Here is a 17,040-nt window from a genome sequence, read left to right as displayed (position 1 = left end):
GTCTTGTATATTTCAACCTTTAGGGTCTTTATTTCCCGCAGAGGCTTCGGGATTCCCGAAGCCTCTGGATTCTAACACTAACTTACTGGCAGGGACCTGAGCTTTTGCAAGCCGCCACGAGTGCGGATTGGAAAGCGTCCACATCACCGCCGGCGAGGAACAAGCCGAGGGCGGTGTCGATCTCGGACTTCCAGGAGTCGTTGGCGACCGTGCCGTGTGTCAGCGAACCGACAACGATATTGCTTGACCAGTCATCCATTGCAGACTGGAGGTACACGCCAAACAGCGCTCGGTCGCAGTCTGTGCGGGCGCAGATGGAGCCCTTGACAGGGTTGAACGCTTCCTGGCCGGCCTTTGAGCCTGCCACTTTCAACCAGGCAGTTGCCGCCTCTGGATCAGGCGCACCCACTGCAAGGACGAAGGAGTCCGAGAGGAACTGGAAGACGCCATCGCTGCCGGGGGTGGCAGCCCAGCCGTAGTCCACGTTGGGTTCCTTGCCCAACTCACGGAAGTAGCCTTCCGCCCAGTCGCCCATCACGTTGAAGGCCGCATCGCCATTGACGACGAGCTGCGCGGCATCCTGCCATGAGAGGGAGGCGGCATCGCTGTTGGTGTAGGTCAACGCCTTGGCGAAGTCATCCAGGGCGGCTTTCACTTCTGCGCTGCCCCAGTCCGTGGAACCGTCCCACAGACCGTTGTAGGCGTCCGCGCCCAGCGAGCCGAGCAGGACGGTTTCGAACAGGTGCAGTTGAGTCCACTGTTCACCGAGGGCGAGCGGGGTCACGCCCGCGGCTTGCAGGGTGTCCATCGCGGCGAACCATTCATCCACAGTGCCTGGAACTTCAACACCATTGGCTTCGAGTACAGCGGGGTTGTACCACAACACATTCGCGCGGTGGATGTTGACTGGCACGGAATAGATATTGCCATTGTCGGAAATGAGCGGGATGAGGGTTTCGGGCATGACAGCGAGCCAGCCTTCGGCTTCGTAGAGGTCGTTCAGGGGTTCGATCTGTCCGCCAGCGACATAGGTGCCGATCAATTCCTGGCCGGCATGGCCCTGCCAGCTGTCGGGCGGGTCGCCGGATTGCAGCCGGGTTGCGAGTACCGCGCGCGCGTTGGTTCCCGCACCGCCTGCCACTGCGGCATTGACGAATTCAATGTCGGGGTTTTCGGCTTTGAAAACCACGATCATTGCGTCAAGTCCAGCCGCTTCACCGCCGCCGGTCCACCATGAGAACACTTCCACCGAGTTGCCGCCGCTCGGAGCGGCAGGTTCTTCTGCGGCGGGTGCGCTGCCGCCACATGCGGCAAGCGCAAAGGACGCGATCACGAGGATGCTCAACAGAGCAAAAAATCTTTTATTCATTCTTCTCTCCTTGTAGGGAATTTGGATTGATTAACAAACAGTTCCTAACCTCACGAAAAATCATGGGCTTTTGAAAATCACCTCCTTTCAACACTAATCGGTTTTGACAGCACATCGTCCACAACAATGGCGATGGCTCCGATCAAACTCGCGTCCGGCCCGAAGGGGGATAAAAGCACTTCGGCCTGCTGATCAATTTCAGGCAGGGAATGGCGCGTAACGGTCTCCTTTATCGCCGGTAACAGGTATTCCCCGGCAATGCTCAATGGTCCGCCAATGATGATCTTTTCCGGATTGAAGATATTGATGAGACTTGCAAGCCCTTGTCCCATGGCGTGGCCCGCTTCAATGAACGAGTCGATCGCCTCCCTGTCGCCAGCATCCGCGGCCTGCTTGATGAGCGGAATGGTAAGAGGCACATTTTGTTCTGCAATAAGTTTCGGGATAATGCTAGTGCGTTTGACTTCGAGCCGTGCCTGCACGCGCTGGATAATGGAATACTGGTTTGCGTAGGTTTCCCAGCATCCTCGGTTGCCGCAGTGACAGACAGTCTGTGAAGGTTCCGCCATGATGGGCGAATGACCGATCTCGCCGGCGTACCCGTTCTTTCCGCGATATAACCTGCCGTTGAGGAAGAGCCCGCCGCCAATGCCGACTCCGGCAAAAACGAAAAGGAAATCCTGGCATTGGCGGGCCGTGCCGAACAGGTGTTCGGCAATGGCCGCGGCATTCGCGTCATTTTCAACAAAGATCCTGAGTTTTGTTTGTTCCGAGAAGATTTTTCCGAACGGCACATTGCGCCAATGCAAGTTTGGTGCGAAGATCAAGACCCCTTCCTTCAAATCAACAGTTCCGGGCGTGGCGAGACCGAGTCCCAGAAAGCGAATGCCTTTTCTTTTTCCTGCGGTCATGGCTTCCTTGACAATTCGCAGGGTTTGGTTGATCATTTTTTGCTGGTCTTCGGTCGGGTCTGCATCTTCCCGTCTGCGCCAGATGATGTTGCCGAGGAAATCGGTTACGGCAACGGAAACGAAATCCACGCCGAGCTCCACGCCAATGATCAGGCCCGCCTGCGGATTTAGTTCAAGCAGTGTGGCGGGGCGGCCCGCGCCGCCCGTGTTACTGCCGGTTTCATGAATTAAATTACGGGACAGCAATTCGTCCGCAAGGCTTGATACTGTGGATTTATTCAGCCCGCTAAGCACAGCCAATTGGGCGCGTGAGATCGGCGACTGCGTGTGGATCAACCGCAGCACGGAGGAGAGGTTTATCTCACGAACAAACACCTGGTCAACTGTATTATTGTTGGACATGATTAATTAGTATGTTGGAGCAACAAACTAATTATAGCAATTTAATTACGTTTGTCAACTTAAAAAATCCAGACTTGCGGGAAATTAAAAGTGCGGAAGTTCAGACGAACTTCCGCACCTGCTGATTTCATGTCAATCGGGTTTATGCGCTTTTCAACGCCTCCCAGCCTGCGTACTTTGCTTCGCTTCCCAGTTCCGCTTCGATGCGCAGGAGTTGATTGTATTTTGCCACCCTGTCCGAGCGGGCGGGGGCCCCGGTTTTGATCTGCCCGGTGTTCAGGGCAACTGCGAGGTCCGCGATGGTGGCGTCTTCCGTCTCGCCGGAACGATGGGAAACCACGGTCCGCCATCCTGCACGGTGACATAACTCGACCGCCTCGATGGTTTCAGTTACCGAACCGATCTGGTTGAGTTTAACCAGCAGGGCATTCGCTGAATGTTCGGCAATTCCCCTGCGGACGCGCTGCGGGTTGGTGACGAGTAAATCATCACCGACGATCTGACAGTTATCGCCCAATTCCTTGGTCATCAATTGCCATGAAGCCCAGTCATCCTGCGCCAGGCCGTCTTCAATGGAGACGATTGGATAATCCTTGACCCACTTTGCCCAGAACTCGACCATCTGCTCGCCGCTCAGTTCCCTGCCTTCCTTGCGGAGATTGTATTTCTTCGTCTTTTCATCGTATAGTTCGGAGGCGGCCGGGTCGAGCGCAATGGCAACTTCCTTGCCGCGTCCAGCCTTGAGGCCGGCCTTTTCGATGGCGGCAAGGATCAACTCGATGGCTTCGTTATTTGCTTTCAGTGCAGGTGCATATCCGCCTTCATCGCCGACAAGCGCACCGTAGCCCTTTTCCTTCAACACGGATTTGAGCGCATGGTAGATCTCCGCCCCCCAGCGCACACCTTCCGTGAAGGATGGCGCTCCGAACGGCATGACCATGAATTCCTGCATGTCGGTGCTTTGCCAGCCGGTGTGTGCCCCGCCGTTCATGATGTTCATCATCGGCACAGGCAGAACGTGGGCGTACACCCCGCCGAGATAGCGGTAGAGCGGCATTCCCAATGAATTCGCGGCGGCTTTGGCAACTGCAAGGCTGACGCCTAAAATTGCGTTTGCGCCAAGTTTGGATTTGTTGGGGGTTCCATCCATTGAGAGTAATTCGTTATCAATCGCCCTTTGTTCGGTGGCATCCCACCCGAAGAGCGATTCGGCGATCACGCCGTTAACATTCGCCACTGCCTGTGAAACACCCTTGCCGAGATAGCGCTTTTTGTCGCCGTCGCGCATTTCCAATGCTTCGTGCTCACCGGTGGATGCGCCCGAGGGGACAGCCGCGCGTCCCCATGCGCCGTCCATGAGACCCACTTCAACTTCCACGGTGGGGTTGCCGCGTGAATCGAGAATTTCCAGCGCGGAGATACTTTCAATTGTTGTGTCCATTTTGTGCTCCTGGGGTTATATATCGTTGTACGTCATTGTGAGGCGCAAGCCGAAGCAATCCCAAAATAAAGGGAATTATTTCTGCTGCCCATAATCTCGAAATAACAGACGCAAGTATAATCCCAATGACGGGAGACGTCACCTTGACAGAAGTCACATTCCTGGACCCCCGCGACAAGACAAAATTTATATTCCACACCACGCCCTTTCGCAAACTGACCGTATTCATGCTGGACAATCTGTTCAAATTGGTCATGAAACTTAAAGTGGAAGGGTTGGAGAATTTTCCGATGGATGGATCCGTGGTGCTGGCGGCGAACCACGTCACCAACGTAGATGTGCTTGCAATGCAGTTCAGCCTGCCGCGTCCGATCTTCTTCATGGGCAAGGCCAGCCTCTTCAAAATACCCGTGCTGGAGTGGTGCTACCGGCAACTCGGCGTGTTCCCCGTCAACCGCGGAGAAAAGGATGAGTGGGCCCTGCGTCACGCCGCGAAAGTGCTTGAAAAGGGACGGGTGCTCGGCATGTTCCCCGAAGGGACTCGCTCCAAAGGGAGGGGCCTCGGTGTTGCCAAAACCGGGACCGCCCGCCTCGCCCTCGACGCAAACTGCCCCGTCGTCCCCATGGCAGTCATCGGCACGGATGGATTTTTCGAGCACTTTCCCCGCCGCACGCATGTGGCCATCACGATTCTCCCGCCCATTTTGCCCAAGTCTGGCGAGACCCCGCTTGCGTTAATGGATCGCATTATGTTCGCGCTGGCGGCAGGTCTGCCAGAGAACATGCGCGGGGTGTACGCCGAAATCCCAAGGGGATTTGGATGATTTTACTTTTTTGCTCGTTCCTTGGCCGCCTTTAACAACCCAACGAACAGCGGATGCGGTTTCATCGGGCGCGACAAAAACTCCGGGTGGAACTGACTCGCGACCATGTAGGGATGGTCGGCCAGCTCCACGATCTCGACCAATTTACCGTCAGGGGATACACCGGAAAAGACCATGCCGTGTTCCTTGAAAGATTCGCGGTAGGCATTGTTGAACTCGAAGCGGTGACGATGCCGCTCGTCCACGCGCGGAACCGTGTAGGCGTTGGCAGCCTTCGTTCCTTTTTGGAGCAGGCACGGGTAGAGTCCGAGGCGCATGGTCCCGCCCATATCGGTGATGGCACGCTGGTCGAGCATCAGGTCGATGACGGGGTGTTCGGTGCTGCGGTCGAATTCGGACGAGTTGGCGTCTTCGAGATCCAGCACGTGGCGGGCGAAATCAATACACATCACCTGCATTCCCAAACACAAGCCAAGATACGGGACCTTGTTTTCGCGGGCGTAGCGCGCTGCAAGGATTTTGCCTTCGATGCCGCGTGAACCAAAACCGCCGGGAACCAGCACCGCGTCCGCTTGCTTGATCACATCCCAGCCCTTGTCCTTTTCAAGGTCGGCTGAATGCACCCAGCCGATCTCGACCTCCACGCTGTTTTCCAGCCCGGCATGTTTCAATGCCTCACGCACAGACATGTACGCGTCCTGTAATTCTACGTATTTGCCGACCAGCGCAACCTGTACCGTCGGCTTTGGCTTGCGGACTTCATCCACGAGTTTTTTCCATGGACGCATATTCGGCTTGCGTTTTGCCAGTAAACCGAGTTTACCGAGCACCAGTTCACCGACGCCAAGTTTTTCCAAAAGCAGGGGGACTTCATACAACACCTCCGCAGTTGGCATGGGGATGACCGAATCCTTTTCCACGTCGCAGAAGAGCGCGATCTTTTCGCACAGGCTTTTTTCCACTTTTGCATCTGCGCGGGCGATGATGATATTGGGGGAAATGCCAATGGAGCGTAATGCGGCCACGGAATGTTGCGTGGGTTTTGTCTTTATTTCACCGGTTGCGCCGATGGTGGGGAGCCAGGTGACATGCACGAAGAGACAGTTCTCGCGCCCGACCTCGTTGCGGAGTTGGCGCAACGCCTCAAGAAACGGCTGGGATTCTATGTCGCCGACCGTGCCGCCGACTTCGAGAATGACGATCTCCGCGCCTGTTTCTTTTGCCACCAGACCGATCCTGCGCTTGATCTCATTGGTAATATGTGGGATGACCTGGATCGTCCCGCCGAGATAATCGCCGCGCCGTTCCTTTGCGATGGTCTCCGCATACACCTGTCCCGTGGTGAAGTTGCTGACCTTGGTCAGGCGGTTATCAATAAATCTTTCGTAGTGGCCCAGGTCGAGGTCTGTTTCTGCGCCGTCGTCCAGCACGTACACTTCGCCGTGTTGATAGGGTGACATCGTGCCGGGGTCAACATTGATGTACGGGTCAAGTTTTTGCACGGCCACGTTGAACCCGCGCTCCTTGAGCAACAATCCCATTGCCGCCGCGGTCACGCCCTTGCCGACAGATGAAACAACCCCGCCCGTGAAAAATAAATATTTAGTGGTCATATGATTTTTTCCTTGTCCGTGTGATGGCGATTAGTTTTTTTACCTGAAACAATCATCCGCGCCATAACTCTGTTAATAAACAAAGAGAATGGGGAGGGCGTTTAAGCCCTCCCCATTCGGGGTTGTGTTCCATGGGGTTGTGAATGTCGGATCTTTTTCATCCGACCAGCTTCACCAAATCTTCAGCGGCGCGGCGCATCTCGAGGAAGATCATCCCGAGCTTTGCATCATGACGCGACATGGCGGTCAGCACTGCTTCGTCGCCGATGGCGGTCAGCACGATTGCGCCTTTATCACCCTTGATGTACACCTGCTCCAGCCCGCCGCGTCCGAGTTCGCCTGAAATACGTTCGCCAAGCGAAAGCATTGCCGCGGACATGGCGGAAACCCGATCCTCCTCAACACCCTGCTGCAGGGCGGAGGCCATGATTAAACCGTCCACTGAAACAACGGCTGAGGCTTCAATGTCGGGTGCGGCGGCTTGCATATTGCGAAGGCGTTCCACCATTTGTTCAGAACGGGACTGTGCCATAACTCGGTCTCCTGGGAAAGCGGGTCCCCCCGCCATTCATTTTGATTGAACGGGTAGAGTTTACCAGAAAAATTATCATTCGAGAATTGTCCGCGTATTTCAAAACCGAAGCGATCTCAATTTGACCACACATTTCCTTCATGTTAAACTAAATGGTTGCCATGCTCAAAGTCATTTTGATTCTGTTGTTCCTTTTTCAGGATCCGCCCATTTCGATCTCGTCCCCTCAGGCGGGTGACACCCTGCGCGGGCAGGTGGAGATCGTTGGCAGGATGGATGCCCTGAATTTTTCATCGGCCGAACTGGCTTTCTCGTACGCTTCGGATACGGCCGATTCCTGGTTCATTATCCAGGCATATCCTCAGGCTGAAACGGGTTCTGTCATCGCTGTGTGGGATACCATTCCGATTACCGACGGCGATTACGATCTGCGTCTGCGCGTTTTCCTTCAGGACGGCTCTTTTCAAGATGTGCTTATTTCAGGCTTGAGGGTCCGTAACGATCTTCCCGGGCCAACCGACGATATCCCTGCTGAAACGGTGTCTCCTCAATTTGATGCCGCGACCCCAATGCCCGCTTTTACCGCGCCGCCTGACGTGCCAGTGATAACCCATCCATCGTCCACCCCGCTGCCCGTGAACCCTGCGTCTGTAACAGCTTCTTCCATCTATTCCATATTCGGGCGCGGTGCTTTAGTCGTCCTGGTATTATTCGCCTTCTTCTCGCTCATACTTCGTCTTCGCAAGAACAACTGAACCCCGGAATTGGACTCATGACACTTGACCCCTACCTCCTCATCGGACTCGGCAACCCCGGGCGTGAATACAAGGACACCCGTCATAACATCGGCTTCATGTTAATCGACCACCTCACGGTCCGTTTGGATGCGCGCGGAATGAAGTTGCAGTCCAGGGCGATCGTCATTTCCGCACATTATGAGGAGCGCAGAATTGTCCTCGCCAAGCCGCAGACCTACATGAATCTCTCCGGTCAATCTGTGCAGGGACTGCTGCATTTCTACAAGATCCCGCCTGAAAACCTGCTTGTTGCTCACGATGACCTGGACCTGCCCTTTGGAACCATTCGCATCCGTCCCACAGGCGGACCCGGCGGCCAGCGCGGCATGGCTTCCACCATTGAACAGCTCGGCACAAAGGATTTCCCGCGCCTACGTTTGGGGATCGGACGTCCGCCCGGGCGCATGGACCCAAAAGATTACGTGCTGCAAAATTTTTCGAAGGATGATTTTAAACTTCTCCCCGAGGTATTGGGCCGCGCCTCCGATGCCGCGTTGACCTTTGTCACGCATGGTTTGAACAAGGCGATGAATCAATACAACGGGTCGATTGAGGCCTAGTTTGCGTTTCGAAACATAGTGCCGCGATCCACCTGCCCACAAAATATGCAATCCATTTTAACCAATCTCCGTTCACTCCCGCAATATCAGCAACTGCTGATTGAACTCAGCGCTCACAAACCCCTATCAGGACTTGGCTTGCCGCGCTCTGTTCGATTGCCCCTGCTTGCCTCGCTCCATGCGGACTTAAACCATCCCATCCTGCTTGTTACCGACCGTGCCGACCATGCGCTGTCCATTTTTGATGAACTTGGCTTTTGGACGAGGTCGCCGCGATATTTGTTCGCGGAGCCAAATCCGCTATTTTATGAGGATGCCGCCTGGGGGGTTACAACGCGCCGTGAACGGCTGCGGGTGCTGACTGCGCTCGCAGCCCATCACCTGCCCTTTGCAAAAAAGGTGGAGGTGTCCCCCATTATTATTGCATCCGCGCGCTCGTTAATGACGCGCACCCTGCCGAGGCGGGATTTTCTCAAAGCGTGCAAAAAACTATCGGTAAACCAGAGCATTCAATCCGATGGCTTGATTCGGGAATGGACGAGAATTGGTTACCAGCACGTGAACACGGTCCTCGAGCCGGGTCAATTCTCGCATCGCGGAGGATTGCTCGATATATGGCCGTCAACGGAATCCAATCCCGTTCGCCTTGATTTCTTCGGCGATGAGATCGAAACCATCCGCGGTTTTGACCCGGCCACCCAGCGTACGATGGAAAAACTTGAGGACATTCTGGTCACGCCTGCGCGCGAGTTCCTGGTGGCCGCACCCGAAACGGATATTCAGTTATCCGAGTTTCATCTCCCGCTCCTGCACCAGCAGCCTGCATCATTGCTTGACTACCTCCCGCGGAAATCATTGATGATCGTGGATGATTTGAATCTTGTTGAAGTAATGGCGAACGAGGTGGAGGAGCAGGCGGTTAAGTTCAGGCATGAATGTATTGAAGAAGGCACGCTTTCGAAGGAATTTCCTGTCCCGTATCTGCCCTGGTCCGAGTTGAATGATGGCTTGAGCGAATTTTCATTTCTCGAACTGGGATATTCGACGGATGTCGAACAGGCGGGCGGACTCGCCTCCTGCTTTGGGCATGATGAACGGTTTGGCGGCAGGCTAAAACCGTTCATTGATTATTTGCATACAATCGTCGAGGGCGGGGGGCAGGTCTTCATTGTCTCGCGCCAGTCTCCACGGTTGCAGGAGCTTTGGAATGAGTACTACCCCAATGTCAGTTATTCAAACCTTGAATTCATCGAAGCCTCGTTGTCGGAGGGTTTCACGTTAGCTCAAACCGCATCAAATCTTCATCTCGTCACCGACTCCGAAGTCTTTGGTTGGGAGCGGCCCCAGCCGCGCACGCGTCAGAGACGGATTACAGATACGCCGGAATCGCTTTATGCGGATTTGCAGGTGGGCGACTACGTTGTCCATGTGGATCATGGCATTGGACGCTTTGCGGGTCTGATTCGCCGGCAGCTGGATGGGCATGAGCGGGAGTATCTCACGGTTGAATATGATCGCAGCGGCATTCTCTACGTGCCCGTCCATCAGGCGGACAGGCTCACGCGGTATGTCGGCGCGGATGGCGGCAAACCGTCACTGGATCACCTCGGCGGGCAGACGTGGCCGGAGACGAAGTCGCGTGTCCGTGAAGCGGTGCAAAAAGTTGCAGAAGATCTTCTGGATTTGTACGCGCGCCGCCAGGTGGTGCAGGGTTTTGCATTTCCTTCTGATACGCAATGGCAAAAGGAATTGGAAGATAGTTTCCCCTATGTGGAAACCGATGACCAGAAACGCGCCATTGTGGACATTAAACGCGACATGGAACGCGCCCGTCCAATGGATCGTTTGCTGTGCGGTGACGTGGGCTATGGCAAAACCGAGGTCGCCCTGCGCGCCGCTTTCAAGGCGGTGATGAGCGGCAAACAGGCGGCTGTGCTTGTCCCAACGACCGTACTTGCACAGCAGCATTTCGAGACCTTTTCCCAGCGGCTTGCCGCGTATCCCATCAAGGTGGAAATGCTTTCACGCTTCCGCACGCAACGAGAACAGGCGCATATACTGCATCAACTTGCTCTTGGCGAAGTCGACATTGTCATTGGTACACACCGATTGATCTCGGCTGATGTGGCTTTCAAGGACCTGGGATTGGTTGTCATTGATGAGGAACAGCGCTTCGGTGTCACGCACAAGGAGCACCTCAAAAAACTTCGCACCGAAGTGGATGTGCTGACCCTGACAGCCACGCCGATTCCTCGCACGCTGTATATGGCATTGACCGGCGTGCGCGATATTTCCAATTTGAACACGCCACCGGAGGAGCGCCTGCCCATCATCACGCATGTGGGACCGTATTCGCCACGTCTGGTGCGGCAGGCCATTCTGCGCGAACTTGAGCGCGGCGGACAGATCTTCTTCGTCCACAACCGTGTGCAGACCATCGAAGCGATGAAAGCCCATCTTGAAAAACTTGTTCCTGAAGCGCGGGTGGACATCGGCCATGGTCAGATGCCGGAAAACCAGCTAGCTAACGTCATGCAGCGATTCAACGCCGCTGAAATTGACATCCTGCTTTCGACGACCATCATCGAATCGGGATTGGATATTCCCAATGCGAACACCCTGATTGTGGATCGCGCGGATACATTCGGTCTGGCGCAGCTCTATCAGCTGCGAGGTCGCGTGGGACGCGGCGCGATGCGCGCATATGCCTACTTCTTCCGCCACAACAAATTATCACCGACCATTGACGGTCAACAGCGACTTGAGGTCATTGCAGAGAACACCCAGCTTGGCGCAGGTTATTCCATTGCCATGCGTGATCTTGAGATCCGCGGCGCAGGCGAGCTGCTTGGCACGCGCCAGCATGGTTATATTCAATCCGTTGGTTTTCATCTTTATACCAGGATGCTCGCCGATTCCGTCCGCCGCATTCGAGTTCTGATGAAGGACAACCTCAACATGGAACTTCCACCTGCAACCCTGCCATCATCGTTTAATCTGCCTCTGTCCATGCCGATAAATGTCGATTTGCCACTGGCGGTTGGAATCCCGGCCGAGTATATTTCCGACCAGGATTTGCGTCTGCGGCTGTATCGCCGCATCGCCGACCTCCGCGATGAAACCGAACTGGATGCGCTCGGCTCCGAGTTCCGTGACCGCTTCGGCCAGCTGCCGGAGATGGTTCAGAATCTTCTATATCAGATGCGCGTGAAACTGCGTGCGGAGAAGGCGGGGCTGGCATCGGTCAGTTGGGAGGCGGGGCAGATTCTGCTCAGGTATCCCGCGCCAGCTGACGGGTCCGAAGCGAAGCGTCTGCTTGATCTTGGAAATGGCGTGCGGGGAGGCAAATCCGCATATTGGATCACGCTATCGAAGGATGAAGTCTGGACATCAAAACTTTTGAATGTATTAACCCAATTGGGGGTTGAAGCAGACCCGCTGCGCGTGTTAGAAACGACGAATATATTAAACAAGGAGAGAAGATGAAGAGAAAAATTTTAGTTTTGTTTGTCGCTTTGGGATTGTTGCTTTCGGCGTGCGGGGGCGGGCAACCCACACAGGATGTTGACGCGATCGTGCAAGCCACATTTCAAGCCTTGACGGCGCAGGCTCCGCTCCAAACATCCACGCCGGAAGCGATGGCAGAGGAGCCGCCTGCGCAGTTGGGAGGCATTGCGGGGCAGCTGGGGTATCCATCCAGTTTTATTCCGTCGATGGTTGTGGTTGCTTATGAGATTGGCGGATCCAATTATTACTATGTGATCACCAATGACAATGCCAGCACCTATCAAATCGACAACCTTCCGTCCGGTACTTATTATGTGGTTGCTTACCCTGATCCATCCTATCCCGGCGGATATTCGCAGGCCGTCCCCTGCGGGCTTTCGGTCGATTGCACCGACCACAGCCTGATTCCCGTCACTGTGACAGGCGGCCAGGTGACGCAGGGAGCCAACCCCACCGACTTCTACGCTCCTGAAGGGACCTTCCCCCCGTACCCGCTTCCATAACAAACCGACGCCTGATTCTGTTTCCATGAACCTTGCCGCCCCGACGATACGTCGGGGCGGCAAGGTTCTATTGATAGTTCCTGCAGATCAGGTCGTCTTTCAGGTTGGTGATCGTCTCATCGCGTTTCTGCGATGCTGGCGCGTTTTCAGCCAATCGATCCAGCGCGCGACACAGGCTGGGTTCGAGTCCCGCCGTGATGCGCTTGGAGAATTTCGTCAGGGTTTTGACTTGTTCCCAGTCGTCGCTATGACCGAAGCCCTCGATGAAAGGGATGTACTCGAAACCGTTGTCTGGTCGGTGACCCGCGTCCTGCGCTTCATTCCACAAACGGACGACTTCAGCCCATTGACCGAACTGCCGCGCCAGATCCGCTTTTTGGAAGTAATAGCACCAGGTATCGGTGTTGGTCTTGCCGTAGATGTCTTTGGGAGGGGCGGACTGCCCGGTGGGATGAATCAGACTGGGGTCCGAGCCTGATGCAAGCTTGCGCACGTCTGCGCTGACGAGTCGCAGGTTGTTGTCCTGCGGCTGGAGAATCCATAAACAGCGCTTCATCTCCGGGTTGTAATCCAGCAGGAGCATTTGTTTGCTGTTGCCTTCGAATTTCATGTTCAGGCGGGTGAATTCGAGCGGCTCGCCGAGCAGCAGTGAATCGACGTCGGGATTTGTGTAAAGGAAGGGGAAATACCAGTAGTGCGGCGAGGTGCCGACATCGCCGACGCGGTAGTTGACGCCGATGGCAAACGAGAGCGGATACTCGCCCATGATGCCCATGATCTCTTCGTCGGTAAAAATGGCGGTGCCTTTTTCGATCATCGGTGCGCGCCACAGCAGTTGCTGGAAGAAGCGCTGCTGCTTCGACCATGCGTATTCGAATTCCTTGGTATTGTCCAGGTGGAAGTTGACCGCCAGCGCGAGCAGCAGGGCGAGGAAGATGTTTTTCTTGTTCCTGTCGCCGATGAAATATCCCGCCAGCCAAAAAACGAGCAGGGCGGCGCCGAACATGGTGGGGATTCCAAAGCGCGAAGCAGAGAGCAGGTTCTTGCTTTCGACGATGTTGCGCCCGGCGAACCAGATCGGCAGCCCGCTGGTCATCAGCGCAGCAAGCGCCAGCATGACGGATGATTTTTTCCAGTCGTCGGCGGGCTGGTCATGTGCGGGGAGAAGTTTTCTCAGGTAGAGCCAGGCAAGCCCAAAAACGAACAGGCAGACGACCAGTTTGTAGCGAACGAACACCGACGAGAAATCGAACTGGGCGGCATCGGTTGCCCCTTGCCATCCGATGGTCAAAACGGAGACAGCGTCGGTGAAGAAGGCGGTGAACAGAAATCCAATCGCCTTGAATGGTTCGCTGAACAACTGGTTAAAGATCACCGGCTCATTGCGCGTCATCTCGAAGATGAAGATGCGCCAGTACATGAAAAGTCCCATCACGAACAGGTAGGGGAGCCAGTTCAGGAAGACATGCGCCGCGCGCTTGGGGAACGTCATTTTCTTGCGCGCAGCCAAAATCCACAAAATAACGATTCGGATCAATTCAAGCCCCGCAAAATACTCGCTGGTGAACAGATGCGCCGCCTCCAGTCCAAGTGCAGGAGCGATCCACAACCAGCGGCGGGGGGATTCTTCCCGAAAGCCGATCACCATCAGGATGAGTGAAGTGTTGAACGCTAGGAAGCCAAACCAATGGTGCGTGGACCCGACGGCAAACGGCTGGAGCATGAAGAACGGATACACCGCGAACAAAAGCGAAGCGACAACTGCCTCCCATTTTCGTTCGCTCCACATCAGGCGCATGAAAATATAGAACGTCACCGCCGTCCCGATCCGCATGACGAGTGCAAAGAGATGCCATGCCAGCGGATTGAAGTCCCACAGGCGGAACGCCGTCATGTACAGCCACGCGGCGTTCGGGCGTCCGTCATAAAACAGCAATTCGCGCAGTCCCTCGATGCCCTTTGTCCGCGCATAAAAAATATAGGGCCAATCGTCCATGTAAAATCCAAGACGCGGGATGAGCGAGCCGAAGGCAAGGACGCACAGGACGACCAGCGCGGCGGGCGCGCTTTTTTCGGTGAAGGATAAATTTTGGAAATATGCCCGGACTTTTCTCATAACGCCCGTGATTATAACCCTGATGCCGAATTCGCCTCTTTCCCCGTCCGAACCTGATTCTGTTTCACTGGTTTTTCCTCCGCCTTTGGAGTAGAATAGAACAGACGTTCCCATAATCAGACGAAAAGAAAACCAATGGAATTCAAACTTCAAGCACCCTTCATTCCCATGGGCGACCAGCCCGAAGCCATCCGCGGACTCGTGGAAGGCGTGAACAAAGGACTCAAGCACCAGGTTCTGCTCGGCGCAACCGGCACGGGAAAGACCTTTACGATTGCATCCGTCATTCAGGAGGTGCAGAAGCCCGCGCTGATCATGGCGCACAACAAGACGCTGGCGGCACAACTATACGCCGAGTTCAAGGAATTTTTCCCCGAGAATGCGGTTTCGTATTTTGTGTCGTACTATGATTATTACCAGCCAGAGGCATATGTTCCACGCCACGACCTGTTTATTGAGAAGGAAACCCAGATCAATGAAGAGATCGAACGTTTGCGGTTGGCGGCCACGACTGCGTTAATTTCACGGCGGGATGTGATCATCGTCGCATCGGTCTCGTGTATCTACGGTTTGGGTTCGCCGGAGGAATTCGGCAAGGGGACGGTCACTTTGCAGGTGGGGCAGATCTATCGACGCAATGCCCTGCTGCGCCAGTTGGTCGAGAGCCAGTACCAGCGCAATGACATGGAGTTGCGCCCCGGCACTTTCCGTGTGCGCGGCGATACATTGGAGATCGTCCCTGCTTATGAAGAAAAGCGGGGTTTTAAAATCACGTTTTTTGGCGATGAAGTGGAACGCATCATGCAGTTCAGCCCGTTGACGGGCGAGGTCTTCGAGGAGTGGAAGGAAGTTTCGATCTATCCCGCCAAGCAATATCTGACCGATTCGGATCGCTTGAAGGAATCGATCAGCAATATCGAAGCCGAGTTGGAGGAGCGCCTTGCCTTCTACAAAAGTCAGGGAAAGTTATTGGAGGCGCAGCGTATAGAACAGCGCACGCGCTATGACCTTGAGATGTTGAAGGAAGTGGGGTATTGTTCCGGCATCGAGAATTACTCGCGTCATCTGGATGGGCGCGAGCCTGGCACCCATCCATGGACGATGATCGATTTTTTGCCGAGTGACTATCTCCTGGTGATCGATGAGAGTCATATGACCGTGCCACAGATCCGCGGGATGTATAACGGCGACCGCGCACGCAAGGAAACGCTGGTGGAATATGGTTTCCGTCTGCCTTCCGCCATGGATAACCGCCCGTTGAAGTTCGAGGAATTCGAGCAGGTGATGGGTTCGACGATCTACACCACTGCAACACCGTCCACGTACGAGATGGGGCATGCCGAACAAGTGGTCGAGCAGATCATCCGCCCGACGGGCCTGGTGGACCCCGAGGTGATCGTGCGCCCAACCAAAGGGCAGGTGGATGATCTGGTTGGGGAGATCAGCCAGCGGGTGGAAAGAGGCGAGCGTGTTTTGGTCACGACCTTGACGAAGCGTATGTCGGAGGATCTGACCAAGTATCTGAAAGAGTTGGGGGTCAAGGTTCAATATTTACATTCGGAAGTGGAAACGCTCGAACGCGTCAGCATCCTGCGCGATCTGCGCCTGGGAACATTCGATGTGCTTGTTGGCATCAACCTGTTGCGCGAAGGGCTGGACCTGCCGGAAGTTTCCCTGGTTGCGATTCTCGATGCGGACAAGGAAGGCTTCCTGCGCTCGGATACGGCGCTGATCCAGACCATCGGGCGGGCGGCGCGCAACGTGAATGGACGCGTGATCATGTATGCAGACCGCGAGACGGATTCGATGAAACGTGCGATTGAGGAGACCAACCGCCGCCGTGCGAAGCAGATTAAGTTTAACGAGGAGAATGGCATTGTGCCGATCAGTATTCACAAGGAGATCCACGACCTGACCGAGGGAATGTCCGAGAAGGCGGTGGGCGAGCTGAGAGGTGAATATAAAGTGAAGGGCGCAGGCGCCATGCCGCGCGGCGAATTGCGCAAGATCGTTGCCGAAGTGGAAAGGCACATGAAGGAGGCGGCGAAGAACCTTGAGTTTGAAAGAGCTGCAGCGTTTCGTGACGAGTTGTATGATCTGAAGACGTTACTGGCCGAGGACGAAAGTTTGAAGCCCTGGGAGCGGATCAAATTGATGACGGGTGAGGAGGATTGACCATGCAGACTGATCCCGCCTCCCTTGACCCCGAAGAGCGGTTGAATAAATTTTATGCGCTTGCATCTGCTGCGCTCGGTGTATTGTGTCTGTGTACGGGTTTGGTTCCCATTCTTGGTGTCGGGCTAGGGGCCGCAGGAATCGTTTTGGGGGTATTCGGCAGAAGGTCGGAATTCAGAAAAGCCGCCACGGTGGGGATTGGGCTGTGTGTCATCGGGGTGTTGACGGCGATCATCTTTTCGATTTTGGTGTATGTGGAGACGTATTAGGCGGTTGGACATTTCATTCAC

The 17,040-nt window shown here is 55.1% G+C and carries 13 protein-coding genes; 7 read left to right on the top strand and 6 right to left on the bottom strand.

All coding sequences use genetic code 11. The annotated features are described in order from the left end of the window. Positions 1-82: 82 nt before the first annotated feature. The 3 genes from QY332_13235 to eno form a co-directional block, all read right to left on the bottom strand. The gene (locus QY332_13235; protein ID WKZ34577.1) at positions 83-1,369 is read right to left on the bottom strand and encodes an ABC transporter substrate-binding protein; all 1,287 of its coding nucleotides are present in this window, start codon (positions 1,367-1,369) and stop codon (positions 83-85) included. A 77-nt stretch (positions 1,370-1,446) separates the two neighbouring features. After that, the gene (locus tag QY332_13230; GenBank protein ID WKZ34576.1) at positions 1,447-2,682 is read right to left on the bottom strand and encodes an ROK family transcriptional regulator; all 1,236 of its coding nucleotides are present in this window, start codon (positions 2,680-2,682) and stop codon (positions 1,447-1,449) included. Between the two features lie 142 nt (positions 2,683-2,824). Beyond that, positions 2,825-4,123, bottom strand: a complete 1,299-nt coding sequence (gene eno, locus QY332_13225) for a phosphopyruvate hydratase (protein ID WKZ34575.1) — start codon at positions 4,121-4,123, stop codon at positions 2,825-2,827. A gap of 143 nt (positions 4,124-4,266) precedes the next feature. Between eno and QY332_13220 the strand changes: the two genes are divergently transcribed. Further along, positions 4,267-4,947 carry a lysophospholipid acyltransferase family protein gene (locus QY332_13220; protein ID WKZ34574.1) on the top strand — a complete coding sequence of 227 codons (681 nt, stop codon included), beginning with the start codon at positions 4,267-4,269 and terminating at the stop codon, positions 4,945-4,947. Positions 4,948-4,949: 2 nt separating this feature from the next. Here QY332_13220 and QY332_13215 read toward each other — a convergent pair whose 3' ends face one another. After that, positions 4,950-6,560: a CTP synthase gene (locus QY332_13215; protein ID WKZ34573.1), complete on the bottom strand. Its 1,611-nt coding sequence runs from the start codon at positions 6,558-6,560 to the stop codon at positions 4,950-4,952. 157 nt (positions 6,561-6,717) lie between these two features. Next, entirely contained in the window at positions 6,718-7,092 is a 375-nt protein-coding gene (locus QY332_13210; protein ID WKZ34572.1) for a roadblock/LC7 domain-containing protein, read from the bottom strand. Positions 7,093-7,253: 161 nt separating this feature from the next. On the opposite strand from QY332_13210, the gene QY332_13205 reads away from it, so the two are divergent. The 4 genes from QY332_13205 (at position 7,254) to QY332_13190 (ending at position 12,459) form a co-directional block, all read left to right on the top strand. Then, positions 7,254-7,847: a hypothetical protein gene (locus QY332_13205; GenBank protein ID WKZ34571.1), complete on the top strand. Its 594-nt coding sequence runs from the start codon at positions 7,254-7,256 to the stop codon at positions 7,845-7,847. Between the two features lie 17 nt (positions 7,848-7,864). Continuing rightward, complete coding sequence (pth, locus tag QY332_13200) at positions 7,865-8,449, top strand: aminoacyl-tRNA hydrolase (protein WKZ34570.1); 585 nt, start codon at positions 7,865-7,867, stop codon at positions 8,447-8,449. 138 nt (positions 8,450-8,587) lie between these two features. Then, positions 8,588-11,935, top strand: a complete 3,348-nt coding sequence (gene mfd, locus QY332_13195; protein WKZ34569.1) for a transcription-repair coupling factor — start codon at positions 8,588-8,590, stop codon at positions 11,933-11,935. Next, a complete protein-coding gene (locus QY332_13190; GenBank protein WKZ34568.1) occupies positions 11,932-12,459 on the top strand; it encodes a hypothetical protein in 528 nt (175 codons plus the stop codon). The genes mfd and QY332_13190 overlap by 4 nt, the downstream gene beginning before the upstream one ends. 67 nt (positions 12,460-12,526) lie before the next feature. On the opposite strand, the gene QY332_13185 is transcribed toward QY332_13190, so the two are convergent. Continuing rightward, positions 12,527-14,575: a hypothetical protein gene (locus QY332_13185; GenBank protein ID WKZ34567.1), complete on the bottom strand. Its 2,049-nt coding sequence runs from the start codon at positions 14,573-14,575 to the stop codon at positions 12,527-12,529. A 135-nt stretch (positions 14,576-14,710) separates the two neighbouring features. On the opposite strand from QY332_13185, the gene uvrB reads away from it, so the two are divergent. Together uvrB and QY332_13175 are read left to right on the top strand one after the other, a co-directional pair. Then, positions 14,711-16,750 (top strand): excinuclease ABC subunit UvrB, encoded by a 2,040-nt coding sequence (uvrB, locus tag QY332_13180; GenBank protein ID WKZ34566.1) that lies wholly within the window; start codon positions 14,711-14,713, stop codon positions 16,748-16,750. A 2-nt stretch (positions 16,751-16,752) separates the two neighbouring features. Beyond that, a complete protein-coding gene (locus QY332_13175) occupies positions 16,753-17,019 on the top strand; it encodes a hypothetical protein (GenBank protein ID WKZ34565.1) in 267 nt (88 codons plus the stop codon). Positions 17,020-17,040: the final 21 nt, after the last annotated feature.

The organism is Anaerolineales bacterium (assembly GCA_030583885.1).
GTDB lineage: Bacteria > Chloroflexota > Anaerolineae > Anaerolineales > Villigracilaceae > Villigracilis.
Note: the sequence above shows the minus strand (reverse complement) of the source record. Positions and strands in the feature narration are given on the sequence as shown.

Coding starts and splice junctions, on each gene's coding strand:
- QY332_13235 (WKZ34577.1), bottom strand. CDS start 1,369: ATGAATAAAAGATTTTTTGCTCTGTTGAGCATCCTCGTGATCGCGTCC.
- QY332_13230 (WKZ34576.1), bottom strand. CDS start 2,682: ATGTCCAACAATAATACAGTTGACCAGGTGTTTGTTCGTGAGATAAAC.
- eno (WKZ34575.1), bottom strand. CDS start 4,123: ATGGACACAACAATTGAAAGTATCTCCGCGCTGGAAATTCTCGATTCA.
- QY332_13215 (WKZ34573.1), bottom strand. CDS start 6,560: ATGACCACTAAATATTTATTTTTCACGGGCGGGGTTGTTTCATCTGTC.
- QY332_13210 (WKZ34572.1), bottom strand. CDS start 7,092: ATGGCACAGTCCCGTTCTGAACAAATGGTGGAACGCCTTCGCAATATG.
- QY332_13205 (WKZ34571.1), top strand. CDS start 7,254: ATGCTCAAAGTCATTTTGATTCTGTTGTTCCTTTTTCAGGATCCGCCC.
- pth (WKZ34570.1), top strand. CDS start 7,865: ATGACACTTGACCCCTACCTCCTCATCGGACTCGGCAACCCCGGGCGT.
- QY332_13190 (WKZ34568.1), top strand. CDS start 11,932: ATGAAGAGAAAAATTTTAGTTTTGTTTGTCGCTTTGGGATTGTTGCTT.
- QY332_13185 (WKZ34567.1), bottom strand. CDS start 14,575: ATGAGAAAAGTCCGGGCATATTTCCAAAATTTATCCTTCACCGAAAAA.
- uvrB (WKZ34566.1), top strand. CDS start 14,711: ATGGAATTCAAACTTCAAGCACCCTTCATTCCCATGGGCGACCAGCCC.
- QY332_13175 (WKZ34565.1), top strand. CDS start 16,753: ATGCAGACTGATCCCGCCTCCCTTGACCCCGAAGAGCGGTTGAATAAA.